Source organism: Sulfurimonas sp. (genome assembly GCF_041583195.1).
GTDB lineage: Bacteria > Campylobacterota > Campylobacteria > Campylobacterales > Sulfurimonadaceae > Sulfurimonas.
The window spans coordinates 1-25,777 of sequence record NZ_JBFHGL010000015.1 but is presented as its reverse complement, the minus strand read 5'-3'; the positions used below and the strand labels follow the sequence as shown (position 1 = coordinate 25,777).

Annotated in this window: 26 protein-coding genes and 1 pseudogene; 2 read left to right on the top strand and 25 right to left on the bottom strand. The window is 28.2% G+C overall.

Annotation, left to right across the window (positions count from 1 at the left end):
• Positions 1-49: 49 nt before the first annotated feature.
• From trmD to ABZA65_RS11510, 5 genes are all read right to left on the bottom strand, one after another.
• The gene (gene trmD / locus ABZA65_RS11530) at positions 50-754 is read right to left on the bottom strand and encodes a tRNA (guanosine(37)-N1)-methyltransferase TrmD (protein WP_373073782.1); all 705 of its coding nucleotides are present in this window, start codon (positions 752-754) and stop codon (positions 50-52) included.
• A gap of 1 nt (position 755) precedes the next feature.
• A complete protein-coding gene (gene rimM / locus ABZA65_RS11525) occupies positions 756-1,289 on the bottom strand; it encodes a ribosome maturation factor RimM (protein WP_373073780.1) in 534 nt (177 codons plus the stop codon).
• A 3-nt stretch (positions 1,290-1,292) separates the two neighbouring features.
• Entirely contained in the window at positions 1,293-1,529 is a 237-nt protein-coding gene (locus ABZA65_RS11520) for a KH domain-containing protein (RefSeq protein WP_373073778.1), read from the bottom strand.
• Position 1,530: 1 nt separating this feature from the next.
• Positions 1,531-1,758 (bottom strand): 30S ribosomal protein S16, encoded by a 228-nt coding sequence (gene rpsP, locus ABZA65_RS11515; protein ID WP_152306618.1) that lies wholly within the window; start codon positions 1,756-1,758, stop codon positions 1,531-1,533.
• Positions 1,759-1,954: 196 nt separating this feature from the next.
• A complete protein-coding gene (locus ABZA65_RS11510) occupies positions 1,955-3,667 on the bottom strand; it encodes an ABC transporter ATP-binding protein (protein ID WP_373073776.1) in 1,713 nt (570 codons plus the stop codon).
• A 75-nt stretch (positions 3,668-3,742) separates the two neighbouring features.
• Here ABZA65_RS11510 and waaC point away from each other — a divergent pair, with 75 nt between their 5' ends.
• Positions 3,743-4,735 (top strand): lipopolysaccharide heptosyltransferase I, encoded by a 993-nt coding sequence (waaC, locus tag ABZA65_RS11505; RefSeq protein WP_373073774.1) that lies wholly within the window; start codon positions 3,743-3,745, stop codon positions 4,733-4,735.
• On the opposite strand, the gene waaF is transcribed toward waaC, so the two are convergent.
• The 6 genes from waaF to ABZA65_RS11475 are packed head-to-tail and all read right to left on the bottom strand — an operon-like array spanning position 4,719 to position 11,363.
• Positions 4,719-5,660 carry a lipopolysaccharide heptosyltransferase II gene (waaF, locus tag ABZA65_RS11500; RefSeq protein ID WP_373073772.1) on the bottom strand — a complete coding sequence of 314 codons (942 nt, stop codon included), beginning with the start codon at positions 5,658-5,660 and terminating at the stop codon, positions 4,719-4,721. The two genes, waaC and waaF, sit on opposite strands and share 17 nt — an antisense overlap.
• 9 nt (positions 5,661-5,669) lie before the next feature.
• Positions 5,670-7,085, bottom strand: coding sequence for a D-glycero-beta-D-manno-heptose-7-phosphate kinase (rfaE1, locus tag ABZA65_RS11495; RefSeq protein ID WP_373073770.1), 1,416 nt, complete (start codon positions 7,083-7,085; stop codon positions 5,670-5,672).
• Positions 7,085-8,095 (bottom strand): ADP-glyceromanno-heptose 6-epimerase, encoded by a 1,011-nt coding sequence (rfaD, locus tag ABZA65_RS11490; RefSeq protein ID WP_373073768.1) that lies wholly within the window; start codon positions 8,093-8,095, stop codon positions 7,085-7,087. The genes rfaE1 and rfaD overlap by 1 nt, the downstream gene beginning before the upstream one ends.
• Positions 8,096-8,114: 19 nt before the next feature.
• Positions 8,115-9,023 carry a glycosyltransferase family 9 protein gene (locus ABZA65_RS11485; protein WP_373073766.1) on the bottom strand — a complete coding sequence of 303 codons (909 nt, stop codon included), beginning with the start codon at positions 9,021-9,023 and terminating at the stop codon, positions 8,115-8,117.
• On the bottom strand, positions 9,020-9,763 hold the full coding sequence (locus tag ABZA65_RS11480) for a glycosyltransferase family 2 protein (RefSeq protein WP_373073784.1): 744 nt from the start codon (positions 9,761-9,763) through the stop codon (positions 9,020-9,022). The genes ABZA65_RS11485 and ABZA65_RS11480 overlap by 4 nt, the downstream gene beginning before the upstream one ends.
• Positions 9,756-11,363, bottom strand: a complete 1,608-nt coding sequence (locus tag ABZA65_RS11475) for a glycosyltransferase family 2 protein (protein WP_373073765.1) — start codon at positions 11,361-11,363, stop codon at positions 9,756-9,758. The genes ABZA65_RS11480 and ABZA65_RS11475 overlap by 8 nt, the downstream gene beginning before the upstream one ends.
• Positions 11,364-11,431: 68 nt before the next feature.
• Between ABZA65_RS11475 and ABZA65_RS11470 the strand changes: the two genes are divergently transcribed.
• Entirely contained in the window at positions 11,432-12,262 is an 831-nt protein-coding gene (locus ABZA65_RS11470; RefSeq protein WP_373073761.1) for a glycosyltransferase, read from the top strand.
• Here ABZA65_RS11470 and ABZA65_RS11465 read toward each other — a convergent pair.
• From ABZA65_RS11465 to ABZA65_RS11400, 14 genes and pseudogenes are all read right to left on the bottom strand, one after another.
• Entirely contained in the window at positions 12,248-13,531 is a 1,284-nt protein-coding gene (locus ABZA65_RS11465) for an O-antigen ligase family protein (protein WP_373073759.1), read from the bottom strand. The two genes, ABZA65_RS11470 and ABZA65_RS11465, sit on opposite strands and share 15 nt — an antisense overlap.
• A gap of 13 nt (positions 13,532-13,544) precedes the next feature.
• Complete coding sequence (locus ABZA65_RS11460) at positions 13,545-14,522, bottom strand: glycosyltransferase family 2 protein (RefSeq protein ID WP_373073757.1); 978 nt, start codon at positions 14,520-14,522, stop codon at positions 13,545-13,547.
• Positions 14,523-14,553: 31 nt separating this feature from the next.
• The gene (locus ABZA65_RS11455; protein ID WP_373073755.1) at positions 14,554-16,044 is read right to left on the bottom strand and encodes a hypothetical protein; all 1,491 of its coding nucleotides are present in this window, start codon (positions 16,042-16,044) and stop codon (positions 14,554-14,556) included.
• Positions 16,037-17,137, bottom strand: a complete 1,101-nt coding sequence (locus ABZA65_RS11450; RefSeq protein ID WP_373073753.1) for a DegT/DnrJ/EryC1/StrS family aminotransferase — start codon at positions 17,135-17,137, stop codon at positions 16,037-16,039. Before ABZA65_RS11450 ends, ABZA65_RS11455 begins: the two co-directional genes overlap by 8 nt.
• A 3-nt stretch (positions 17,138-17,140) precedes the next feature.
• On the bottom strand, positions 17,141-17,650 hold the full coding sequence (locus ABZA65_RS11445; protein ID WP_373073751.1) for an acyltransferase: 510 nt from the start codon (positions 17,648-17,650) through the stop codon (positions 17,141-17,143).
• A complete protein-coding gene (locus ABZA65_RS11440; RefSeq protein WP_373073749.1) occupies positions 17,640-18,044 on the bottom strand; it encodes an FdtA/QdtA family cupin domain-containing protein in 405 nt (134 codons plus the stop codon). The genes ABZA65_RS11445 and ABZA65_RS11440 overlap by 11 nt, the downstream gene beginning before the upstream one ends.
• A complete protein-coding gene (locus ABZA65_RS11435; protein WP_373073747.1) occupies positions 18,019-19,110 on the bottom strand; it encodes a hypothetical protein in 1,092 nt (363 codons plus the stop codon). The genes ABZA65_RS11440 and ABZA65_RS11435 overlap by 26 nt, the downstream gene beginning before the upstream one ends.
• Positions 19,111-19,149: 39 nt before the next feature.
• A complete protein-coding gene (locus ABZA65_RS11430; RefSeq protein WP_373073745.1) occupies positions 19,150-20,103 on the bottom strand; it encodes a hypothetical protein in 954 nt (317 codons plus the stop codon).
• Positions 20,104-20,194: 91 nt separating this feature from the next.
• Positions 20,195-21,022 (bottom strand): hypothetical protein, encoded by an 828-nt coding sequence (locus ABZA65_RS11425; protein WP_373073743.1) that lies wholly within the window; start codon positions 21,020-21,022, stop codon positions 20,195-20,197.
• Positions 21,023-21,032: 10 nt separating this feature from the next.
• Complete coding sequence (locus tag ABZA65_RS11420; RefSeq protein ID WP_373073741.1) at positions 21,033-22,091, bottom strand: hypothetical protein; 1,059 nt, start codon at positions 22,089-22,091, stop codon at positions 21,033-21,035.
• Entirely contained in the window at positions 22,084-23,169 is a 1,086-nt protein-coding gene (locus ABZA65_RS11415; protein ID WP_373073739.1) for a hypothetical protein, read from the bottom strand. Before ABZA65_RS11415 ends, ABZA65_RS11420 begins: the two co-directional genes overlap by 8 nt.
• On the bottom strand, positions 23,162-24,322 hold the full coding sequence (locus ABZA65_RS11410; RefSeq protein WP_373073737.1) for a hypothetical protein: 1,161 nt from the start codon (positions 24,320-24,322) through the stop codon (positions 23,162-23,164). The genes ABZA65_RS11415 and ABZA65_RS11410 overlap by 8 nt, the downstream gene beginning before the upstream one ends.
• Positions 24,234-25,361: a hypothetical protein gene (locus tag ABZA65_RS11405; RefSeq protein WP_373073735.1), complete on the bottom strand. Its 1,128-nt coding sequence runs from the start codon at positions 25,359-25,361 to the stop codon at positions 24,234-24,236. Before ABZA65_RS11405 ends, ABZA65_RS11410 begins: the two co-directional genes overlap by 89 nt.
• 8 nt (positions 25,362-25,369) lie before the next feature.
• Positions 25,370-25,777, bottom strand: a pseudogene (locus ABZA65_RS11400) (MBOAT family protein); the annotation flags it as partial.

Genomic DNA, 25,777 nt, shown 5'->3' with positions numbered 1-25,777 from the left:
CGGAATGTTTTTCTCAGCTGTTTGTGCTTTTTCAAAATTTTCAATATACTTATTTCTCATAAGATGTCCTTATTATATGCTTTTTAAGCTGCTCTGGCCTGAAAAATTTGCTTTTACATTCAGACAAGGCGATTTTTAGTGAGCGAATTTTACTATGATTTCCCTTTAGATATTCTTTAGGCACAAAATTATTTTCATAATTTGCAGGTTTTGAGAAAGATGGCGCTTCTAACAGCGGTGTTTCAAAACTCTCTATATCCAAAGATTCACTATTTCCCAAAACACCATCAACATTTCTAGATATAGCATCACACATTACCATTGAAGGGAGTTCTCCTCCAGTTAATATATAATCTCCTATTGAGAAAACTTCATCAGCGTATTTTTCTATTACGCGTTCATCAATCCCTTCATACCTACCACTTACAAATGCTATATGACTTTTTTTAGCTAATCTTTTTGCATCATTTTGGTTAAATTGCTTTGCCACAGGTGTTAAAAAAACAATATGAACATTTTCATCTTTATTTTTTAAATCAGCTAAACAATCATATAAGGGCTGTGGGTTCATTACCATACCGGCACCACCACCTACAGCAGTATCATCCACTTTATTATGTTTATTTGAAGAATAATCTCTTGGGTTTAAATATGAAAGTTCAATAATATCTTTTTCAATAGCCCTATTTAATATAGAGTCACTGAAGTAACCCTCAACTATACTTTGAAAAAGTGTTACGAATGTAAAAGTCATTTTATGACGCTTCTAAAATATCTTTTGCGCCATTTAGTATTATTGTTTTTTTATCTACATCTATAGATATTAAAAATGGCTCTTTGTGTGGGACTAAAAAGCTTTTTGCTTTTTTTTGTTCTAATAATTTTTCATCTGTTTTTATTAAAAGGTAGTTTGTATCTAAAATACGTTCTAATTCTTTTACTTCACCCAAAAGCTCATCTTCCTCATAAACTTTGCAACCTATAATATCAAACCAAAAATTCTCACCATCTTCTAAATGACAATCTTTTCTTGTTTGCTCATAAGTAGTATATAGATTTTTATTCGTAAGTTTTTTAGCAGTTTCAGGTGCACTATACCCTTCAAATTTAACTAAACCTCTTTCGAAATTGATGTTTTCAATTGTAAGTTTATCTTTTTCATTTATATAAAAAGATGCACCTTTTTTAAATTGCTCAGGAAAATCAGATTTTATGTGGAGTTTCATATCGCCTTTTAAACCGACAGTTTTGCCGATTGTAGCGATATAAAGTAGGTCAGTTTTTTTCAAGTTTTAAACTGCTTCAACATTGATGCGGTAACTCTTACCATCTTTAGCTTTACAGCCAGAGATAACAGTTTTAATAGCACCAATCATTTTACCCTCTTTACCAATTAGCTTACCTATGTCAGCTTGGTTGGCAAAAAGTACAATTTCAGTAACTTCATTGCCTTCAGTTAACTCAACTCTAACATCTTCAGGGTGAGTTGCTATTAGTCTAGCAAACTGTGCAACAAATTCACTAATCATCTTAACGACCAGTTATCTTTTTAACGCGGTCGCTCATTTTAGCACCAACGCTTAACCAGTAGTCTAATCTCTCATTATCAACTACAAGAGTTTTTTCATCATTCATTGGATTGTAGTGTCCAATTAACTCAATCCAACCACCATCTCTACGTTTACGGCTATCTGTTACCGCGATACGATAAAAAGGTTGTTTTTTTCTTCCCATACGAGTAAGTCTAATTACTGTCATGTTGTTTCCTATATAATAAAATAATATTGGGGTATTTCTGCAGAATAAAAATATAAGTAGATTTATTGTGCCTCTTACCGCCGAATGGCGTTTATCACTTAAAGTGACTACAGCTCTTAATCACAGAGGGATTATTTCAAGAGCCAAAACGATGGTGAAATTATAGCAAAGTTTTTTTTAAATGTAAAGAGTGAACTTAAGCTTCAAGTTCACCTGCAAGTCTTTTATATATACTGCTGCTGTTTAACAATTCTTTATGCGTACCTTGTGCTACTATTTTACCTTTTTGCATAACCAATATTTTATCAGCATGCTCAATTGTGCTAAGTCTGTGTGCTATCGTAATGGTAATTTTATCTTTTGCATACGACTCAAGTGCATTTTGAATTCTTTTTTCACTTTCATTATCTAGGGCTGATGTAGCTTCATCAAACAAAAGAAGTGATGAATGCTTGTATATAGCTCTTGCTATCGCTATACGTTGGCGTTGACCACCTGATAAATTTGCTCCAAACTCTTCCATCTGTGTATTTACTCCATCATCAAGCTCGTCTACAAACTTTGTTGCATCAGCTAATTCTAATGCTTTATTAACTTTTTCTTCATCTATATCTTCACTACCATAAGCTACGTTTGCCGCCAATGTGTCTTGAAAAATATAAATACGTTGAGTAACCATTGATATATGATGTTTTAAAGAGATATTTTCATAATCTTTAATATTTTTACCATTTATTAAAATTTCTCCATTATCTGGATCATAAAAACGAAGAAGCATATTAATAAATGTTGACTTTCCACCACCACTATCACCAACAAGCGCAATATTTTCGCCAGCCTTTATTTCTATATTTACATGATCTAGTGCAAAACTATCTTCATATCTTAAAGTGACATTTTTATACTCTATAGTTTTAATATCATCTTCAAGTTTCGTATCTCCATATTCTATACGACTTTTTGTATCTAAAACTTCGAAAATTCTCTCACTTGCTGCTAAAGCATCTTGAATTTTTGTATATATAGAACCAACTTTTTTTATTGGATCAAACATTAATCCGACAGCTGTTAAAAATGCCGTAAACTCACCCACAGTCATATTTCCATCATATACTTCTCTACCACCTATAAATATTACAGCTGCTAATCCACTAGCACCTAAAACTTCCATTACCGGAGGTACTACATCACCAACAAAAACAGACTTCATATGTATTTTAAAATATTGCCAACTCTCATCACTGAAACGTTTTACCTCATATTTTTCAGTAGCATTAGCCTTTATCACTTCTGTATTATTAAATATCTCTGTAAGTCTTGTTGTAACATCAGCATTTTTATTCTGCATTCTATGGGAATATTTTTTTAATCTTTTTGCAATTTTAATAAGTGGATAGACAACTAATGGAACTACTATTAATGCGTACATCGCAAGAGTTGGATTTAAATATATTGTATAACTAACAAGTGCTACAACAGTTAAAGATTCTCTTAGAAACTCTGGAAACATGTTTGAGACAAAGTATAAAATTCTATTTATATCATTTGATATTCTAGAGATCAACTCACCGCTTCTATTTAAATACAAATACATCATGTCAAGAGAGATCATCTTCTCAAGCATCATCTCTCGAAATCTAGTGACAATATGTACACCGATATATTGTGTATAAACAGATTGAATATATCTTCCTACTGCTTTAACAAAATATATAGCTATCATACCAAGAGGAATAAGGTATAACATCTCCTCTTTTTTCTCAATAAACATCTCATCCATTAACGGCTTCATAATGTGAGCTGTTGCAGCCGTTGCACTAACAGTTAAAATTATTCCAATAAATACTAAAAAATAATAAAATTTATACTCTTTAACATATGGCCAATATCGTTTTAATACTTTTTTCATAAAGCGCATTTTACTATATATATTCTGTTTAAAAGTTAACTTGATATAATTCGTAAAATTATATGGAGTATATTTTTGAAAATAGCTATAGTCAGACTTAGTGCGATGGGTGATATTATCCATAGTGCTGTCGTATTACAATTTATAAAAAAAATTTATCCTGAATCTCAAGTTGACTGGATTGTTGAGAAATCGATGTCCGCTGTTTTAAAAGATAACAATGATATTCATAGCATCATAGAAGTAGAGTTAAAAAAATTCAAAAAAACTAAAAAGCTCTCAGATCTGCTAAAACAAATCAAAATAATTAAATCACTTCCAAAATATGACTATATTATAGATATGCAAGGGCTTTTAAAATCTGCCCTAATTACGAAGTTTATGAAAGGTGAAGTATACGGCTTTGATAAAGATAGCATTCGTGAGAGCATCGCTTCATATTTTTACAAACACAAGATCCATATGCCATATGATGCAAACACAATAGATAGAAATGTCCAAGTTGTAAGTAAGTCTTTAGACCTAGGTATAACAAGTGAAGATATCCATAAAAAAACTCCTTTTTTATTTTATAAAAACGAAAATAAAATTATTTACGATTACTTGAGTAAAGAGAAAAAAAATATCATCTTTGTAATAGGTTCAACTTGGCCTTCAAGAAACTATCCTAAAGAAAAATTTGTAGAAATTGCGAATGAACTAAAAGAGAATATATTAGTAATTTGGGGGAGTGAGCAGGAAAAGCAAGATGGTGAGTATATAGAACAAAACTCAGAATTTGCGACACTTGTCCCAAGAACAGATCTAAATACACTAAAAGCTTTGATAGCACAGTGTGATCTACTAATAGGAAACGATACCGGTCCTACACATATGGCATGGGCTATGAATATACCGTCAATCACAATATTTGGTCCAACACCGATTAGCAGAGTCTATGTTACAGATATAAATAAAGTTGTAAAGTCATCTTCAGAAGTAAACCCTTACAAATTAAATAAAGAAGATTTTTCAATTAAGGAGATAGAGGTTAAAGAGATATGCGGTATTGCTAAAGAACTTCTTTGATTTTCTCTAGCACATCCTCAGCTTTTATAAGCTTCATACAATCATGATGTCCTAAGGGGCATGTTCTTTTCATGCATGGTGCACATTCTAGATCTTTTGTAACTATAACACCTTTTTCATTCATCCACTGATTTGTCTCAGTATATTTTGTAGGTCCGAATATAGCTACTGTCGGAATTTGAAATGCAGCTGCAAGGTGCATAGGGCCGGAATCGTTTGTTACAAATAGATCTAAACTTGCAATACCACTGATCAACTCTTCAACACTTGTTTTAGCTGCTAAATTCTGATAGTTTTTCACACCAGCTTCTACAAGCAGTTTTTCAATATCTGCTGCGATCTCATCCTCATTTGGTCCGCCAAAAATTACTATGTCATAATCTTTTGACATCTCTATGGCGACTTTTGCAAATTCTTCAGGATACCAACGCTTTGCACTTCCGTATGTAGCACCTGGATTTAAACCAAGAAGCATTTTGTCTGATTTTTTTTCACCTTTGTATCCATAAATTGTTAATTTATCAGGTGAGGTTTTAATGTCAAAACTTTTATTTATAAAATCGTTGTAACGAATAGCTTGATGGATCTCTTTTTTTGTATATCTTTTGTAAATATATCTTTTTTTAACACCTAAAAAGAAAAGTAGATACTGAGTAGTAAAATTTTTTCTAAAACTCAGAGCTATATCGAATGAACCAGCTTTTTTTGCATCACGATAGAGATTTATATACCTGAATCCCTCTTTTTTTGATTCATCTATATAAATCTTCTCAACATTTGGATGGTGTAAAAATAGTCTTGTAGAAACGTACGAGCCGTATATAGTTAGTTTTGCATCAGGATATGTTTTAACTAAGTTCTCTATAGCCGGAGTCGTCATAACTGCATCGCCAAGCCACGTAGGGATCTCAATAAATATTTTCAAAATACCCTCTTAACAATCACAAGTTTGTATTTTCTCTATTGTCTTAGTGGTACTTTTTCCATCCACAAACTGAACAAGTTTTACTTCGCGTGCTATATCACTTCCGACAACTTCTTTTCCTTCGTAGTCACCGCCTTTAACAAGAATGTCTGGTTCAACCATTTTAATAAGATCATAAGGAGTTTCATCGCTAAAAACCGTTACAAAATCTACACTCTCAAGTGCTGAAAGAACAAACGCACGATCTTCTTCTGAGTTTATAGGACGCGATTCACCTTTTAGTTTTCTAACACTAGCATCTGAGTTAAGCCCAAGTATTAAAACATCTCCGTATGATTTTGCAATATCCAAGTAACTTACATGACCACGATGAAGTATGTCAAAACAACCATTTGTAAATACTATCTTTTTACCAAGTTTTTTTAGTCTATCTACTTGAACTTTTAGTTCATCAAAACTTTTAATATGTGCATCGATTGTTGTTTTGTTTATACTTGATCTGTAATGTTCAATCTCATCTATTGTAGCTGTAGCAGAACCTAACTTTCCAACAACTACACCTGCTGCTAAGTTTGCAAACTCTAAAGATGATACTATATCTTTTCCACACGCCAAAGAGTAACCCAGTGATGCTAATACAGTATCGCCCGCACCTGTTACGTCATAAACCTCGCGTGCTACTGTTGGACGCATTATAAGTTTATCATCATAAATAGCGATCCCATCTTCACTTAAAGTAATTAGAGATATATCTAGTTTTGCAACATCTTTTAATTTTGTAAGTGCTTCTACTAAAGAGTTATCATCCTCTATCTTAACTCCACTTGCTTCTTGTGCCTCTTTTTTATTTGGAGTTAAAAGGTAAGCTCCACTATATTTAGAATAATCCAATCCTTTTGGATCAACTAAAACTTTTTTACTATTTGAATTAGATATCTCTATGATCTCTTTTGTTAAAGAATCTGTTAACACACCTTTTCCATAGTCTGATAATAAAACGATATCTATCTCTTGACATAATTCTTTAAACTTTGTTAATAGTTCAGCTTCTGAACTTGTAGATATATTATCTTTTGACTCTTTATCATAACGAACAACTTGTGAGTGAGATGCAATAATACGGCTTTTTTTAGATGTTTTTCTCTCATGTTCTTTTACTAAATAACTTTTTGCATCTATAGCATCAAGCATCTCTTCAAGTTCATGTGCAACCTCATCATCACCCACAACAGATACAACACTTACTTCACACCCAAGAGCTCTTAGATTATTTACAACATTTCCTGCCCCGCCAAGAACAGTAGTTTCTTTATCTATATCTACAACTTGAACAGGAGCTTCAGGTGAAATACGGTTTGCACTTCCCCAAAGATAATGATCTATCATAAGATCACCGATAACTAAAACTTTTGGAGAGTTATGCATTATTTATCAACCTCAACATCAAATAATCTTTTTATCTCTGGAATATATGATTTTATGCCATCTTCCATCTCATATTTTGGCTCATACCCCAAGTTTTCTTTTGTACTTTCAATATTTGCCTGTGTAAAAAACTGATACTGTCCTACAAACGGATTTGGTATATACTCTTTGCCGTTATCTATATTAAGCTCTTTTTGTAAGATGTTTACTATATCTTCAAAGCTTCTTGCTTTTCCTGTTCCAACATTATAAACACCACTTTTTTTAGGCTTACAAGCCAATATATTTGCTTGAATAACATCATCTATATAGATAAAGTCCCTAAGGATCTTATCACTACCTTCAAAAAGTTTAGGTGTCAAACCTTTTAAGATCTGATGACCAAACTGTACAACCATAGATGCAGTCTTATTTTTAAAGTATTCTCTTGGACCGTATACATTAAAATATTTAAGACCTACTATCGATATATCTGCACCATCTTTTATGTACTTATACGATATATTATCCATCATAACTTTTGAAAAACCATATACATTATTTGGCTGTTCATATCCAACTTCAAATCTATCACTGTCACCGTATGTAGCCGCACTAGATGCATAGATCATATTAGCATTATGTTTAATTGCTATTTTTAGCAGATCTTCATATGCATTTACATTTGTTTGTATCATCAAATCTTGTTCAGATGCAGTAGTATCACTTATTGCAGCCTGGTGAAATATATAGTCAAAATCATATTCTTCATCTATAGAGTTTAATAAAGATTTATCGTTAATATCCCCACTGATCACCTTCCCTTTGAAACCAAGAAGGTTTTTAAAGTGACCAAAACTTTTTAAGTTTCCATTACTTAGCGTCTCACCACTTCTAAAACTATCAAGTACTATAACATTACACTTTGGATAGTTTTTTTGAAAATAAAATGCTAAATTAGAGCCTATAAATCCTGCTCCACCTGTAATTAAAACTGTTTTGTTATTGAAGTCGATGTTATTATATTTCATAAATGGATTATACTATTTTTTAACTTATTTTAGATAAAAGCGTATCTTCAATAGTTTTGTATAACTCAATACTATATTCGGCAGGTACTTCAAAATTATTTTGAATCTCTATATCGCTTATAGTTGACCATCTCTTAGCAGATGCAAACAGATTTGCTCCAAAGAAAGATAAAGTAGGTGTATTTGTAAGTCCTGCTAAATGCATAGGACCTGTAGAAGTACTGGTAAACATTTTAGATGTTGAAATAAACTCCGTCAAGTCCCAAATAGATTTAAAATCATCTCTAATCTTTGCGTCAAAATCCAAGTGGGTTTTTATATACTCTTTTACTTCACTGTCATCAGGTCCAAACGTAAATACCACTTCTGCTTTTTGTGATGCAGCTTTTGCAAGTTTTATATAATCATCCCAAGAGAGGTTACCATCGCTACTTCCACCACTTCCGGCATGAAAGACAACCATATTTTCACGTTTTTGTTTTGTATCTAAAAGCGGTCTTTTAAATTCAAGTTTTAAACTCTCATCAAAATGTTTAACCAGATCCAAATTATATTGCCACTCTGTTTTTTTAACTTCGCTTCTTCGCTGTTTTAATGTATCGTTAAAGAAGATCTGTGCAATTTTTGTAGCAGGACCTATTCTTTTTTTAACACCGGCGAGTATTAGTGCAATACCTAATTTGTTTTCTATGTATCCACTGATACTCACATCAATATTTTTAGCTTTTATTCTTTTTGAGAGTTCTAAAATATCGTCTGTATATTCAATAACATCATCGACAAAGTCCAGTTTAGATGCCAGATCGTAATTTATTTTAGAAACCAACATTACTACTTCATGTTCCGTTTGATCTTTTAATATCTTACACATAGGTAAAGATGTTATAAAATCACCTATCTTGTCATGTCTTGTAACTAATACTCTCATTTTTTCAACTCTTTATTTGCTTCATATAGTTTTATATACTTGTAAAAATTTGTAGCCATATGTGAAAACGCTATCACAAGCCCAGCATAGCCGTCTAAAAAACCGCGTTTTATAAAATAAGTTTTTAAAAAAGAAAACTTGGCATTAAGTATAGCTTTTAGTGGTGATGATGACTTTCTACCGACATTATCCTCTGCAAAGATTGTAGAGTATCTATCTAACTTTATTATAAAGTCCGTGATTGTTGAATATGGAAAATGGTTTACTTCACTTTTAAGATCTATTACTTTAAAACCATCACTTATAACTTTTTCATGTACATGCAGATCATTAAAAGCTGTTTTATTTTTATTATACACACGTACAATAATATCGTTTGCCCAGCAGTGTGCAATCTTTTGGTCTTTATAATAATTTACTCTATTTATTGTGTAAACTTTACTTTCATCTAGCTCTACGGCTTTTAGTTCATCTATAAACTCTTTAGTCAACACTTCATCCGCATCTAAAGATAAGATCCAATCATTTTTACAAAAAGAGGCAGCTTTGTTTTTTGTAGGACCAAAACCGCTGAATTCACCATCTACATGATTAACATTTGCATATGATTCACATATACTTTTTGTATTATCGGTTGAACCGTTGTCATATACAACTACATCATCAAACGACTTTAAACTCTCTAAAGTATCACCGATCGTCTTTTCTGCATTTTTAGCAATTATAGCTACACTAATCACCAACTTTCTGCCCTTTTAATCTTTTTTTGAAGTTCTTTTTATCTTTATGTTTTTGCGAATATTTTAATGCCGTTTCAATACATTTATTCTCATCTTCGCCAATGATCTTAGCATACTCTTTTACAATTATTTTAAGATCATCATCTTTAGCCCAAAGTTTGGAAAAATTCAAAAGTCTTTGCTCTAAAGTAAGCTTTTTAAACTGCATTCTGTTAATATCGACTATTTTAAAAGTGTAACTGCCATTTTCTTTTTTGATCAATATATTGCCGGGACTGTAATCTAAGTGAAATATACCTTGTTCATGGAGTCTGTAAGTAAACTTGGCAAACTCTTTAAAAATATTCTCTTTATCTTCATAATCTGAATCTAATAAAGGTTCTCTTATTGTAAGATCATATTTAAAATTTTCACTTACAAAATAACTGTCATTAATTAGACCACTTTTCTTAAATTCTATATACCCGATAGGTTTTGGTACAAAATCTATGATTCTAACACTGTTTTCATAAGATTTTTTTGCTTTTGAGTCTTTAAAAAATGTATATACAATCTTGTTTATAAAATGCGGTACTTTAAATGATTTTATAACAAACTCCTTATCATTGTAAGGAACTATTTTTATCTCATTTCTTGCTTTATGTATAGAATCTAATGAACTTTTAAAATAGTCTCTAATACTCTTAAAAAAATCAATATATTTTGTATTCATATCATGTTTTAAACTGTACATATCTTTGTTAAAATCAAGACAAAACCAAAAAAGCTGTTTGTTTACATCATCTTTTTTAAACTTTGTGAGATATTTTAGAGTTATTTGCAGCTTTAATATAAACGCCATAAGATGATCTAAGTGTTTGTTTAGCAAGTAAAAATATGAGATCAAAAACTCTCTCTCAATTATAAAGTTTCTTTTTGTACTAACCCCTGCAAGATGTATAAGTTTTGCTCTTGGTTCTAAACAAACCCTGTATCCTGCATTATGAAAACGTTGTGATAAATCTTCCTCTTCACAATATAAAAAGAAGTTTTTGTCTAAACCTCCAATACTGTTAAAAGCTTCGGAATTACAGAACATTGAAGCTCCGCTTACAATACCTACATCTATAATATCTTTGTACTCTTTTTTATTGTTGTATATTTTTCTAAGAGAAACAAAACGTTTAAAACCTTTACCGAAAAGTTTTTCAGATACACTTGGAAATTCTCTGAAAGTTGTAGATCTTTTTTGATTTTCATCATAAAGTTGTGGGGAGATTAAACCTATGTCACTATTATCCTCCATAGATTTATGTAAGATATCAACAACATTATTGATCAGAAGAGTATCGTTATTTAAAAAGAAGTAGTAATTTGAATCTTTATTTGCTTTTTCAACACCAAGCATATTTCCAGATGCAAATCCGACATTTTTTTGGCTGTAAACAAGCTTTATATCTTTATCATTTTCTAAAAATTTTAACTTTTGTACCTCATCATCTTTTGAGGCATTATCGACAATAATAAGCTCATACTCAACATCTGTATTAGCCCTTACACTTTTTACCATCTCAAGTGTTTCATCAGAGCTATTATAATTAACCGAAATAATAGATACCATTAACTCTCCATAATATAAAGTGGCATTTTAACTAATTAATGATAAAATCCATCCTAAAAAGGCTTCAATTGAATTATAATAATATTTCAGTGAGTGTAATAGTCTCTGTATACAAAGATACCCAAGCACTTAAACTTATACTTGATAGCTTATTAAATCAAACATATGAAAATTTTGAAATAATTATCTCTGAAGATTGTGAATCAAAAGAGATGGAAGAGTTTTTGGCTCCATATAAAGAAAAAAACATGTTAAAGCATCTGACACAAGAAGATACAGGCTGGAGAAAAAACATAGCACTAAACCGTGCAGTTAAAGAGTCAAAAGGCGATTATTTAATATTTATAGACGGTGATATAATTCCTTACAGTGATTTTGTAGAGAAACATGTTGAATCAATAACACACGGCCGTATTTTATGTGGAAAACGTGTTGAACTAGGTCCATTCTTTTCCAATCTAATTAGAAAAGGATATTTAAAAACATATTTTGTAGAGAAACTTTTTGGATTATTTCTGCCGTTTTTGGCAATCGACAAAGCAAGACATGTTGAAGAGGGAATAAAATTAAACAAAGGCTCAAAGCTAGAGCAAAAACTAAATAAAAAACGTCCAATGATAATTGGATGTAATTTCTCGTGCTTTAAAAAAGATATGGAGTATATAAACGGATTTGATGAGGACTACACAACACCTTCGGTAGGTGAAGACATAGACCTTACTTGGAGATTCCAACATTTTGGAATTGATTCAAAAAGCGTAAGATACTTGGCAAATACGTTCCATTTATACCATCCAAGAACTTGGAATAGTGAAAATGTTGACGCAAATAACGCTATTATGAAAAAAAAATGGGATGATGAAGAGTTTATATGTAAAAACGGACTAAAGAAGCTTTAGCCGTTTTTCGTTATGATAATGCATCAATGTCAATGCTGATAAGAATATAAAAATATTTTTTAACTTAGCATATAAGAATACTAAACTAACACTTGAAACACTTAAGAGTATAACTATAAATATAATTTGAACTACTTTCATATAATGATCTTCATATGGGTATCTCAAAAGTTGATAAAATATATTTAAAAATACTAATAAACCTATAATCCCAAACTGAAGAGCATTATCTAGAAACTCACTATGTAAACTTGCATATACACCATTTCTAGTATTTTTATGTAAGCTTCGAATATTTTTTCTATCCTTGTCATGTTCTTTTACATAATTCATAAATTCATCTATATGATCACCAGTACCAACTCCAAAAACAATATTTTCTTTTATAATTTCATACCCATAAACGTTAAAACCAACTCTAACACCGGTAGGTGTATGATAATTCTTTTTCTCGATTGCAGCTTCAGTTTGATTAAAAAAACCATTGAGCCTTTTATTAAATACACTACTTGTATTGTATGCTATTATATATCCACCTAATATTAGTACCAAAGATACAGGTAACATGTAGTATTTTTTATATTTAATCATAATCATTGCAGTTACAGTTAAGATTGAAATAGCATAGAGTCCATAACCAAGCTTAGATTGAATTATAAATATATTACTAGATGCACTTATAAAAAATAAAATATAAATTGCTTTTAACCATAATTTTTGTTTTTTAGTAACAATACCATAAAGAAGAATACCTAAAGATATTGACAATACTGTACTATACTGAGTAAAAGTAGCCATAAAAGGTACATTCACACCATAACCAGTATAAATCAAATAAGGTATTCTAATATCGAAAAGCATAAGGTAACTTACAATCTCACTAAAAAAAATACCTAGTAAGAATCCTGTCAATATCTTGTATATAAAATCTTTTCGTATAACTATTATAAAAACTATCATATAGAGTATATACTTAAGTTCTTTCAACTTAAATATAGCTACTTCTGTATTTTCAGAGCCTAAAATCCAAACAATATGAACTATCAAAAATAATAAAAATGCTTGAACAACCTTGTCTTTAAAAGCAAACAGTAGTTTTTCTTTTATGTTTCCAGATAATAAGAATAAAACTAATACAATTCCAAATATTGTTTTTACTGGCTTTGCATATATTGGTAAAAAAAATGCATATACAATAAGCAAATAGTTTGCTGCTAATATATATTTTTCTTGATACTTTACTTTTAAGTCTAAAATTTTTTTAATCATGCTATATCTATACTTAAGCTACAAAACAAGTTAACTTATGCAATTTAAGCCCAATACATGTTCTTATTACACGCTTCATTCTTTTTTTAGATCTATAGATTGCAAAAACTTCATTTTTATATTTGCTTAAAACTTTATGTAGCTCTATATTATAAAAAATGTTTTCATAGTTTTCATAATGCTTTATAAGTAGTTTCACTAAATGCTTATCTTCATCTTTGGTAAATAATCCTGAATTAAGCATAGTGTTTAAGTCTCTTGCTATAACTTTAACTCTATTTACTCTTATCATAGTTTTTTTATTTAATCTATCAAAAAAACCTTTATAATCTTTAACTCTTGTACTAGTTATTTGATCAGGATATCTTCTATAATATGTCATACTCTCTTCTGTATAAACAATTGAACTTATTGAAGTAGCTACAAAAGCTATCCAAATATCGTGAAAACTAATGTTTTCTGGAATCGGTAATATATGTTCAACCAATTCTTTTCTAAACATTATTGTATTTCCAGAAACACAATTTGTAAGTAAAAATGCTTTATTATTATTTCCAGACACTAAATTATTTTCTGGACGCACTAACTCTTTACCATTTTTTATAAGGCTTGAGTTTTCATCCATTAATATGGCATCTGAATAGACTAAGATATTTTCACCAATCTCATTAATAAAAACCTCTAATTTATTTTTCTTCCATGAATCATCTTGATCGGCTAAGGCTATATAATCACCACTACATAATGAAATAGCCTTTTCAAAATTTTTTATAAATCCTAAATTTTTTTCATTTTCATACAGTTTTATTCTATCGTCAATTTTTTGATATTCTTTGATAATATTAATTGTATTATCACTTGAACAATCATCTGTTATTATAAGTTCAAAATCTTTATATGTTTGTTCTAAAATAGAATCTATCTGCTCCTTTATATATTTTTCACCATTATAAGTACACATTGCAATCGAAACCAAATTTCTATCTACCATCTTTCACCTATTTATATTTTATTAATATTAATTATTTTATAACAACTATTCTTTCTATTAACTTTACAAAATCAAAAAAATTTCTAATTATGTTGTATTTGATCATTAACTTTCCAAGTTTTATCTTTAAAAAAAATGGCAATTTTTTATATGTAAAATTTAAACCTAAAGAATTACCTATAACTTTATCAGTATGATTTAAATACTCTATTGATGCTTTTTTACTTTGAATATTATATACATCATGTTTAGAATATTTTAATTCATCTATAATACTTATAATATTCTCACTCCATTTTTCTTTTAGATGTTCTTGAATATCAAAATCTTTTTCATTTTTGATTGCATTATTTAATATATTTATAGCTTTTTCTTCTATTTCTTTAATAGAACTACATTCCATATTATTTCTTTTTACAACATCCAATGAAAATATTTCATTTTTTAACGTCAATGCACTTAAACCTAGACTAAGCACTTCTAAATAAGCACTATATGATGAAAATGGAAAGCTCTCTATATACAAATCTGAAGCAATAATATATAATTCTAATGATTCCCTACTTTGCATACCTATAGGGTTTATTTTACCATTACTAAATTCGTACGCTTCGTTCCAAAACTTATTTTGTCGGCTTGGTCCTATTAAAACAAATTCACATTTATCTACATTGTTTACAATATTTTTTGCCATATCGATAAACTTTTTTACTTCTTCTTCGGTACTACCGTATTTATATTCAGTCCCAATTGATAAAATAATTTTTTTGTCATTATCTATAGAAAGCTTTTTCCTTGCTTCTTTTTTTGAGAAATCTACTTTTTTCTCTTCTATAGGTATATTTATAACTCTATTATTTTTTATCCCTCTTATACTTTTAGAAAACTCCATACCTTCAGTACTTAATTCAAGTACCAAATCTGCAACACTTCCACCACTCCAAAAAGCATGATCAGCGTGATTAACAAACAAAACAGGTCTTTTAAACTTTTTTGTTCCAAATGTTAAATTTACTAATACATCGTCCTTATGAGTATGCAGTATAACATATTGATATTTCGAAGCTATTTCAAACAATATTTTTGATTTATCAAAAATATTGTCATCTTTTAAAATTATCTTTTTATCTAAAATATTTGAATTAGTAAATATACTAGGTAGTTCACACCCTTGTCTAGTTAATAATATATCTTGTTTATAATTAGAAGAAATATTTTTAATGAATAATTCTGCAAGTCTTGTATGACCACCCGTGCCATAAGCTTCAGTCATAACATGTAAAATGTTTCCATCAATATATTTAATATTGTTTTCACTATGAATAGAATCAGATATTTTATTAAGTTCATTTTCTAAAAATGAATCACTCATATACTCAGTTACATTTTTTATTAAGAAGTTTAATAAATACTCTATAAAATGTACTTTTTCTAAATCTTGATTTATACTCAAATATAGTTTTTTAGCTTCTTCTATATATTCTGTCTTATTTTTAATATGTTGACTTAACATACTATTCATAACCATTCACTATGTCAACAATCTTTTTGGTATCTTCTAAACTCTGTACACCGCTGATAGGTAGACTTAATACCTCATTGTGAATTTGTTCACTAATACTATACTTTTCAGTAGTCCATTCAGAGTATGCTTCTTGTTTATGAGGGGGAATAGGATAATGTATCAAAGTTTGAATATTATTTTTTGATAAATATTCTTGTAATCTTTCTCTATCACCTGATCGTATAACAAATACATGCCAAACATGATTGTCTTCTTTTCTAACAGTAGGTAAGAAGATGCTACTATTTTTGATGTTTTCCAAATAGTATTTTGCTATTTTTCTTCTATTATTTATTTCATCATCCAAGTATTTTAATTTTACGCCAAGCATCGCTGCTTGAATCTCATCAAGCCTGCTGTTTACACCTTTGTACAAGTTTTCATATTTTTTATGGCTTCCATAGTTTCCTAGTGCTCTTATTGTATCAGCTAATTTTTCATCATTAGTTGTAACAATCCCGCCATCTCCCAAAGCTCCAAGATTTTTTCCAGGATAAAAGCTAAATCCACTTGCATCACCAAGATTACCAGCTCTTTTATCAATAAAATAAGAACCATGAGCTTGAGCCGAATCTTCTATAACTTTAATGTCATACTTCTTTGCAATATTGTTGATTTTATCCATCTCACATGTTTGACCATAAAGATGTACAGGCATAATAGCTTTTGTTTTAGAAGTAATTTTTTCTTCTATTTTATCTACATCTATTAAATATGTGTCAATATCAGGCTCAACCAAAACAGGTTTCAGATTGTTTTGTGTTATGGCTAATATAGAAGCTATGTAAGTGTTTGAAGGCACTATTACCTCATCACCGTCACTCATTAAACCCATCTCTTTATAGGCTCTAAGAATTAAGATCAGTGCATCTAAACCATTTGCTACTCCAATTGCATACTTACTACCGCAATACTGTGCAAAATTTAACTCAAATTTTTTACATTCATTTCCCTGGATGTACCACCCACTATCAATAACTTTTGTACACGCTTCAATTAGTTCATCTCTATATTGGCTATTTATTTTCTTGAGGTCTAAAAAATGTATCATAGATTATTTTCCTTTACATTCATTACAAATTAATTCTTTATCACACTTTTGTCCGCATTTGCAAACATATCCATGATGTCTAGCAGGGTTTCCATACCAAAGTTCTTGAGCACCAACATTTTTTGTAATTACGCTTCCAGCACCTATCATAGCATATTCATCTATTGTTATTCCTCCTACTATAGTACTGTTAGCACCAATAGAAGAACCTAACTTTATAACTGTTTTTAAAAACTCACTCGGATACTGCTTACTTCTAGGTAAAAAATCATTTGTAAAAGTAACATTTGGACCAACAAAAACATTGTCTTCTAAACTTATACCATCCCAAATCTGAACACCACTTTTGATGGTAACATTATTACCTATTTTTACATCATTTTCTATTAAAACATTTGCATTTATATTACAATTACTTCCTATAATTGCTTCTTTCAATATTACACAGAACTGCCATATATTTGTATCAATTCCAATATTTTTACTTTGAACATCAGCTAGTTTATGAATCATTCTTTACTGCTTCCAAAAAATCATTATATTCTCTTATATAGTCACTTTCATCATAATGTTCACTTGCAATGACCATCAAAACACAATCTTCACTAAAATCTTTCATCTCTCTCCATATTAAACCTTCTATATATAGGCCTTGGTTTGGATTTGTAAGAATAACTTCTTCTCTTTTATTTCCATTATCAAGAACAAATGTACAACTACCCTTTACAGCTATTGCTATTTGTTTAAGATTTTTATGCGCATGGAATCCACGTTCAACGCCATGTTTTGTATCAAATATATAATAAACTCTTTTTATTTCAAAAGGTGCATTATAACCCTCTTCTATAGCTATTAAAGAACCTCTATCATCTCCGTTTATCTTAAAATCTATTATTTTTGTACTCAAACAATTCCTTTCTATTAGTTCTATAGCCTATAATATTCTCATTAATTTTTTCCAAAGCCTTAGCTTTATTCAATTTAGTTAAATGGATTCCAAACGTTCCTTTAGTTTTCACTTTAGCAAAAATTACATCAGCAACTTTTTTGGCAATTTCTTCTTTATAATGAGAATACTCATAATAATTTGTATCATCATTCGTTATATAATTATAGCCACTAAAATACCAAATATCCATAATTTTTGTTATATCATTTAAAAATTTAAGAACACTTTCTCTATCAAAAGTATCCATCATGTTATGATTATGAGGTGTTGTAAAACATATTAGGTTTATATTATTATCATCACATAGTTTTTTTATATATTTTAAATCATCTATTATGTTTTCATAGTTAGAATTTATTTTGTATTTAACTTCATAATTCTTATGGAATGAGCTTTCATTTTTTACATATTCAAGTGGTATATCTTTTAAAAGCTTTTCTTTTTTTAAATTTCTCCACATACCGGAACTGTAAAAATAAAAAGAAACTCCATCATCTTTAAAATTGTATTTTATTTTTTTCTTTATTATCTTAAATGAAACCTTACTTAAATAGGTTACATAAAAATTTAAAGCATCACTGTTTTCAACCAAGTAATGATGTTTGAATAATAAATTATCATCATGTCCATAAAAATGATAATCTTCTAAGTCAATTTGCAAATATAAATTTTTTATATCAAACTTATTTTTAATCATCCATTTTAAAATAACATTATAATCTTTGAGGTTAGAAAGAGCTGCAGTTAAATTATAAAACTTACTCCCCTGTATATTAGACTCAATAAGCTTTGGATCAGTATTTCCTATCCTAGAACTACCTAACATATAAGAATTATACTTATATTGATTTTTTAATAAATAATCAGCCTTAATAAATCTTTCATTTGGTTGATAATCTTTCTCCAATATACTGCTTTTAAAAATACCATATGGATCAACTAGATAATTAAGTGAACAAAATAATATTACAATACTGGTAATTAAAAGGCTATATTTTAGAACAAAGTTTTTATATTTATTCATTAATTAATCTTTTTGTAATATGTCTATTATATTTCATTATTAGTACCTAACTTCATAATGTTTATATTTTTTTTGAAGTTCATATAAATATTCTTTTATATTATCTTTATCTAAAATAACTCCAAAATCATCTATATTATTAGATTTTGAACTAATTATTTTTGCTACTAGATTAATATGTTTCGGGTACATATGATCATCATCTGGATAGTTTGAAAAATTTGTTGTCATGCTATTAATATCCATAAAATGATAAACTTTACCAAAAGTATGAATCAAATCATATAACCATCTTTTATATTCGTTATATCTATTTGTGTCCCTAATAATAGCTACTAATAAATCAGCTGTTACTGGTGGTGTAAATACAATAAATTGCGATTCTTTATTTTCTTGTTTTATCTTTTCAAATATTTGAACATAATTCTCATTATATTCATAGTTTTTACCTTCAAAACCCTTTATGTGTTTTGTTAAGGTCATTTTATATCTTTTTTTTCTTGTAGTTTCATCTAAAATATCATGATATTTTATATTAGCTCTATCATAATAAATAAATTCTTTGTTATAAAAATAGTTTTTAATATTTTTTTTTGAAAATTCAAGCATATCATATGACAATAAATTATTAAATTTATAAAGTATAGAGCTGCTTTTTTCTAAATAAAAAGATGGTTTATTAAAAGTTATAGGAAATTTTTTATTTGTACCAAAAAAATCAACTCCTAATATTATATACTTTAATTTATGATTTACATTATCTTTAAAAAAATTTATATATTCTCTATACTCTGTAGGATACATACTGTTTACTGCATAATTATAAACATTCATATTTACAAAACTATTTTGGTTTATAAAAGTACTTCGACTACTACCCAATAAAACTGAGTCAAATTTTTTCATATTATGAGAATTTATATAATTTGTTTTTTGCTCACGTTCATCAAAATCAATTTGTTTACTATTTAATGAATTTTCATGTGTAAACATCCAAAGGGGATCAACAAATATATTAAATGAAATAAGTAGACCTAACATTATTGTAAGAGATGCTATAAAATTTACAATATAAGACCTATATTTATTGTTCATTCATAGTGCTTTTTTTGTTGAATCTTAATTGATCAAGTCTTTTTTTCATACTGTAAACTACTTTTGAATTCATTATCTTATTTAATATTCTAAAACTTGATAAAAATATAGGGCTACATGGTGTACGAAAAAATTTTATTTCTAGTGCCTTTTGATACTGCTTAATCATTTTTTCTTTTGTATCATAGAAGCTTTTGTTTGGATATCCTCCACTTCTGTGGAGAATATGAAAATCAATTACATATGTATTATATCCTTGGATATAAGCTTGCATAGACAAATCAGCACCGTATAAATGGTAATGACCTATATTTTTCGAAAACATTAAATTCAATTCATTTTTTACAATCATAATATTTTCGTCTGGACATGATACTTTTGCAGGAAATGGACCATTGTGTACATCCAACTGCCCAGGATCTGTAATTCTTGTGTATTGAGTATTTATATTGTTAATGTCATAGCCAGTATTGCCCAGTATTGCCCACTTAGGATCAACTTCATCCATTTCCTTAATTTTACTTATTAAAACCTCAATATTATCAAATTTAAACTCTACATCTTGATGTACTAAAATCACATATTTAGCATTAGCCTTATTTAAACATTGATTCAAGCCATCATATGCATCATACTTATTGTTTAAAGTATTATCTATATACATAAACTCAGTGTTTTCATTGTTAAAACCTGCATTTTTTGCAGAATCTAGAAGTAGTTTATATTCGTCTTTATTAGATACAAGCGTACACATCGAAAATAGTTTATCACTTACTATACTATCTATTTCAATAACATCTAAACTATCATATTCCATCTGTACTCCGCTAATTTGCTAATATACTATATGTTTGAACTTGTTTATAAAACTCATTTGTTATTTTATCAATATTATCCTTAGATACTAGATAATCATCATTTGCCATTTTATCTAGCATCCATAAATTTATTTTTTGATGATAGTGGGTAACATCTTTATAATTACCAAGATTACAAGTAACTTTTTCTTCACTTTGAAAGTCATAGAGTTTGACATTTTTATAGCTTTTAGTAACTGAAAAAACATATGACTTGAATTTAATATACTCATTTAAATAGCCAGATTTTTGCATTAATTTATAATATAAAATTGAATATGGAGGATAAAAAAAATAAAATTTTATATCTTTGTTTTTTTTAATCAGTGGCAAAAGATATTTATTAAAATTACTTTTTAATACTTCAAATCTATAATAATATTTAAATGATTTATATCTATTTATTTGAGATAAGTAGTTCGCTTTTGCATTATTACCACCATCAAACATATTATTATATTCACTTTGCCATTCATACAAATTGTCTAACTGTTGGGATACTTTATTAGCATCATATCTTTTTGTAATAGACTTTAAAGATCTAGAAAAAACTCTTGTATTTAATAAATACCTTGAATCGTTTAATATAGAATCATCATATAAAAAGTTTGGAAAATCTTCTTTAATTTCTGTTGGTATATTAAATCCACTAAATGAGTATAAATCTAATCCAAATAAAATGTTATTAATCTTTTTATACTTTTGAGCAAACTCTATTGTATCCATTTGTTCGCAAAGGTTTCCTCCAAAAGTTGGCACTTTCAAAACTTTATTAAATCCAAGTTTTTTTTCAATATCACTTGATTTAAAATTTGCCACCATAGATGTACCAACTAGCAGTGAATCATATTCATAATGTTTTATAAGTCCAGGATTGATATATCTTTCACCTTTTACTAGAAAAGTGTAAAAAGAAGCTTTTCTATATTGTTGATATGGGTCTACAATATAATTAACAACTATAATAATAAATACTATTAATCCCAAAATGGATATATAATATTTCGAAAATTGTTTGAATTTATTCAAACTTTACCTTTTTAACTACTGCTTCACTTGCTTTATAACTCCAATGAGTATCATCAGAGTAATACAAGTCCTGCACACCATTTTCTATTTCTTCTTTTAATATTTTTTTCGTATCTATGAATTTATATTTTTTTGGTAATTCTCTCAATAGTTCAAAAAAAGTACTTTTTGGGTAAGGATTATCTATTATGTAATCACAATACAGATTATACTTATCAACTACTGGCATAAAATATAAATCTATATTTTTCTTTGCAACAATATCTGCTAACTTGTTTATGTTATCATTTAATTTTATAACTTTTAATTCAGTTGTACTATTTATATTTTGAAGATCTTCATTATAAAACAAAAGTGAATTTTTATCTTTAGATGTAAAAAAGTTTTTTTCTAGTTTTGCAATAGTAAATGTGTCATATTTTTTATACTTATCTATCTTAAACTTAATATTACTTATCAATGCTTTTACATTTAAGTTATTGATAAAATTAATAGTTTTATCTTTCATCACAAAGATATTTTTTTGATTGTTTAACCTTTTAAAAAACTGTTTTTTATCTACATCTATATTAAAGTCAATGTCGATTGCAAATCTACCTAAGCAATACCTTTCAACAGACTCTATTATAATTATTTTAGGTTTTAGCTTGTCTAGTAATCCAGAATCATTTAATTTAATTAAATCTCCTACAATATCAACTCTAGCACCTGGAAGGATATTTAAAACTTTATAGTTATTGTGTGTGGCAATATAGTCTTGATAGAAAGTGTTCTTTCCTTGTGTTGCTCCATTTGAAAAAGAATCACCTATAGTGATCACATCAACTGTTTCATTTGCTTTTAAATTTTTATACAATACATGTTGCTTTGGTAAATCATTAACATCTTCTACCAAATAAGAAGGTCTGGCATAAATACTATCAGCTTTAAAAGATATACGACCCAAATCTCCATTATATACATAATCATCCACTAAGAATATATTTTTAGAATACATATGCCATATACTTGCATGGAACAAAATAAATAGTACAAATACCATTATTATTGATAATGAAAATATTTTATATCTATTCAAACTTTACCTCTTTGAATATCGCTTTACTTGCTTTGTAGCCCCAGTGCGTATCATCACTATAATAAAGATCTTTTGTACCTTTTTCTAACTCTTTAGATAATATTTTTTTTGTATCTATTAATATATACTCTTTTTTCATTTTTCTCAAGTTTTCAAAAAACATACTTTCTGGATAATCTGGTTCAATTACATATTTTCTATATAAATTTGACTTATCAACTACAGGCATAAAATATAATTGAATATTTTTTTTCTTCAACAAAATAGCTAACTTATTAAAATTATCATTTAGCTTTTTTATATTTTCTTCAGTAGCCTTATAGCTAAACATAGCTGATTCTTTATGATAAAGTAAACTATTAGGATCTTTTGATGTAAAAAAATCTTTTTTCATAGGTTTAATAACACATGCTTTATATCTAGTATAAGGTTTAAACTTCATTTTTACATTAAAATAAAAAGCTCTTGCATTTTGATTATTGATAAAACTAATAAATGGATCTTTTCCTAAATACATATTTTTTTGCGATCTAAGTACTTTTTTCAATGAATTTTTACTATATGTCTGATTAAGATTTTTATTGCCTGAAAATCTATCTATACAAAATCTCTCTACAGACTCTATTATTATTGCTTTAGGCTTTAACTCATCTAATAATCCAGAATTATTTAATCTTACTACGCCTTTATAGTACCCTATTCCAGGTGGTATATTTAAAACTTTATAGTTATTGTATGTGGCAATATAGTCTTGATAGAAAGTGTTCTTTCCTTGTGTTGCTCCATTTGAAAAAGAATCACCTATAGTGATCACATCAACTGTTTCATTATCTTTTAAATCTTTATATAATAAATGTTGCTTTGGTAAATCATTAACATTTTTTACTAGATGTGAAGGTCTTGGGAATAAACTGTCAACTTTAAAGGAACTCCTAACCAAATCTCCATTATATATATAATCATCAACCAATAATACTTTTTTAGAAATAGTATGCCATGTGAATACATGAAATAAAATCATTCCAATTAAAAATGCTATGGTAACTAATGTATATTTTTTATAACTATTCAAATTTAACTCTCTTAAATACTGTTTCACTTGCTTTATATGACCAATGACTGTCATCTGGATAAAATATATCTTTAACCCCATTGTTTAATTCACTTAACAATATATCTTTTGTATCAATATATAAATATTCTTTATTTAATGGTCTTAAATTTTCAAAAAAAGTACTTTCTTTATATTTTGGCTTACTCACATACTGTCTATATAGATTAGATTTATCTACTACTGGCATAAAATATAATTTTATACCATTTTTACTTAAAAGCTTTGTCAATAAATTTAAGTTATTATTTAAAAGTTCTACGTTCTCTTTTGTTGACTTTCCTAATGCCTTGAGATCTTTTTTATAAAAAAGTAAAACTTTAGAATCATTTACTGTAAACAGTTCTTGATTTAGCTTCACTTTGTAGGTTGACGCTATAAACGCTCTGTCATCGATGTTATAAAATATATTGTATAACAAAGCATTAATATTCAAATTATTAAAAATATTTATTGTAAATTTATCATAACCTAATACTGACGTATCTTTATTATTTAATTTATATTCATTATTAGACTTTTCAACTGTTTTATTTGTATCTATAAAGCAATCTATTTTATTAATATTTTTTAATAAAAAGCTATTTTTAGCATCTAGATTTATTTGTCTTGATAGTCGTTCTATTGCCTTTCTTTCAACTGTTTCTAGTACAATATATTTAGTTCCCCATTTTTCAAAATACCCTTTATTTAAAAGACTGACAATAGTTTCAATATAATTATCTGAGGAGAGTATATTTTTCAAATTTAGTACATTTTTTTTATTAAAATCCGAAATGTAATATTGATAAAAAGTATTTAAACCCATTCCTCCACCATCTGAGAATGAATCACCTATAGTTACAACTTCAAATTTTTTGTTTTTATGGTTTATAAACTTGTCTTTTTCAACACTCAGTGATACTTGTTCAAACCTTGGTTGAAGACTATCTATTTGATAAGACAACCTACCTAAATCTCCAATAATATATTCTTTAGGAAAAACATATTTCGTATATGTATTCCAAGAATATAAATGTGAAGCTATAGCTATTATAAATATCAATAGAAAAAGTTTTACAAATTTATGAAAGCTATACAAAAATTACCTTAAAAATTAAAATATAAAAATTCCGATAGTTTATTAAGGTTTGATATTGCATAAACTGCCATAGATATACTAAATATAAAATACCACTTGTTTGGCTTGAATGATTCTTTTAGTTGCATACTATTTTTAGCAATCAATACAATTACAAATGCAGCTACTATCCACGTACCGCTTTTATTTCCATCTATATTATGTAACCAATGTCCAAATGTAACACCATAATCACTTAAAAATGATAGTTTTTCTGCATATTTAGTTGACAATTCAATCCCACTCATGCCAAACATAGCTTTTAAAACTTTAATAGCATCATCCCACTCTTTAGCTCTAAAAAATACCCATGCTATATTTACAAAGTTAAATGTTATAAACCATGCCAATGCAGCATTCATTGTAAATCCGAAGCT

Excerpts from the sequence above, each read along its gene's own strand:
- ABZA65_RS11450 (WP_373073753.1), bottom strand. The coding sequence starts at position 17,137 with ATGATACATTTTTTAGACCTCAAGAAAATAAATAGCCAATATAGAGAT.
- ABZA65_RS11485 (WP_373073766.1), bottom strand. The coding sequence starts at position 9,023 with ATGAGAGTATTAGTTACAAGACATGACAAGATAGGTGATTTTATAACA.
- trmD (WP_373073782.1), bottom strand. The coding sequence starts at position 754 with ATGACTTTTACATTCGTAACACTTTTTCAAAGTATAGTTGAGGGTTAC.
- ABZA65_RS11510 (WP_373073776.1), bottom strand. The coding sequence starts at position 3,667 with ATGAAAAAAGTATTAAAACGATATTGGCCATATGTTAAAGAGTATAAA.
- rfaD (WP_373073768.1), bottom strand. The coding sequence starts at position 8,095 with ATGAAATATAATAACATCGACTTCAATAACAAAACAGTTTTAATTACA.
- ABZA65_RS11425 (WP_373073743.1), bottom strand. The coding sequence starts at position 21,022 with ATGGAATATGATAGTTTAGATGTTATTGAAATAGATAGTATAGTAAGT.
- ABZA65_RS11410 (WP_373073737.1), bottom strand. The coding sequence starts at position 24,322 with ATGGGGTTAAAGATATATTTTATCCAGATGACAGTCATTGGTCATATA.
- ABZA65_RS11445 (WP_373073751.1), bottom strand. The coding sequence starts at position 17,650 with ATGATTCATAAACTAGCTGATGTTCAAAGTAAAAATATTGGAATTGAT.
- ABZA65_RS11430 (WP_373073745.1), bottom strand. The coding sequence starts at position 20,103 with ATGTTTACACATGAAAATTCATTAAATAGTAAACAAATTGATTTTGAT.
- ABZA65_RS11455 (WP_373073755.1), bottom strand. The coding sequence starts at position 16,044 with ATGAATAGTATGTTAAGTCAACATATTAAAAATAAGACAGAATATATA.
- ABZA65_RS11465 (WP_373073759.1), bottom strand. The coding sequence starts at position 13,531 with ATGATTAAAAAAATTTTAGACTTAAAAGTAAAGTATCAAGAAAAATAT.
- rfaE1 (WP_373073770.1), bottom strand. The coding sequence starts at position 7,085 with ATGCATAACTCTCCAAAAGTTTTAGTTATCGGTGATCTTATGATAGAT.
- ABZA65_RS11475 (WP_373073765.1), bottom strand. The coding sequence starts at position 11,363 with ATGGTATCTATTATTTCGGTTAATTATAATAGCTCTGATGAAACACTT.
- rpsP (WP_152306618.1), bottom strand. The coding sequence starts at position 1,758 with ATGACAGTAATTAGACTTACTCGTATGGGAAGAAAAAAACAACCTTTT.
- ABZA65_RS11460 (WP_373073757.1), bottom strand. The coding sequence starts at position 14,522 with ATGGTAGATAGAAATTTGGTTTCGATTGCAATGTGTACTTATAATGGT.
- ABZA65_RS11520 (WP_373073778.1), bottom strand. The coding sequence starts at position 1,529 with ATGATTAGTGAATTTGTTGCACAGTTTGCTAGACTAATAGCAACTCAC.
- ABZA65_RS11435 (WP_373073747.1), bottom strand. The coding sequence starts at position 19,110 with ATGAATAAATATAAAAACTTTGTTCTAAAATATAGCCTTTTAATTACC.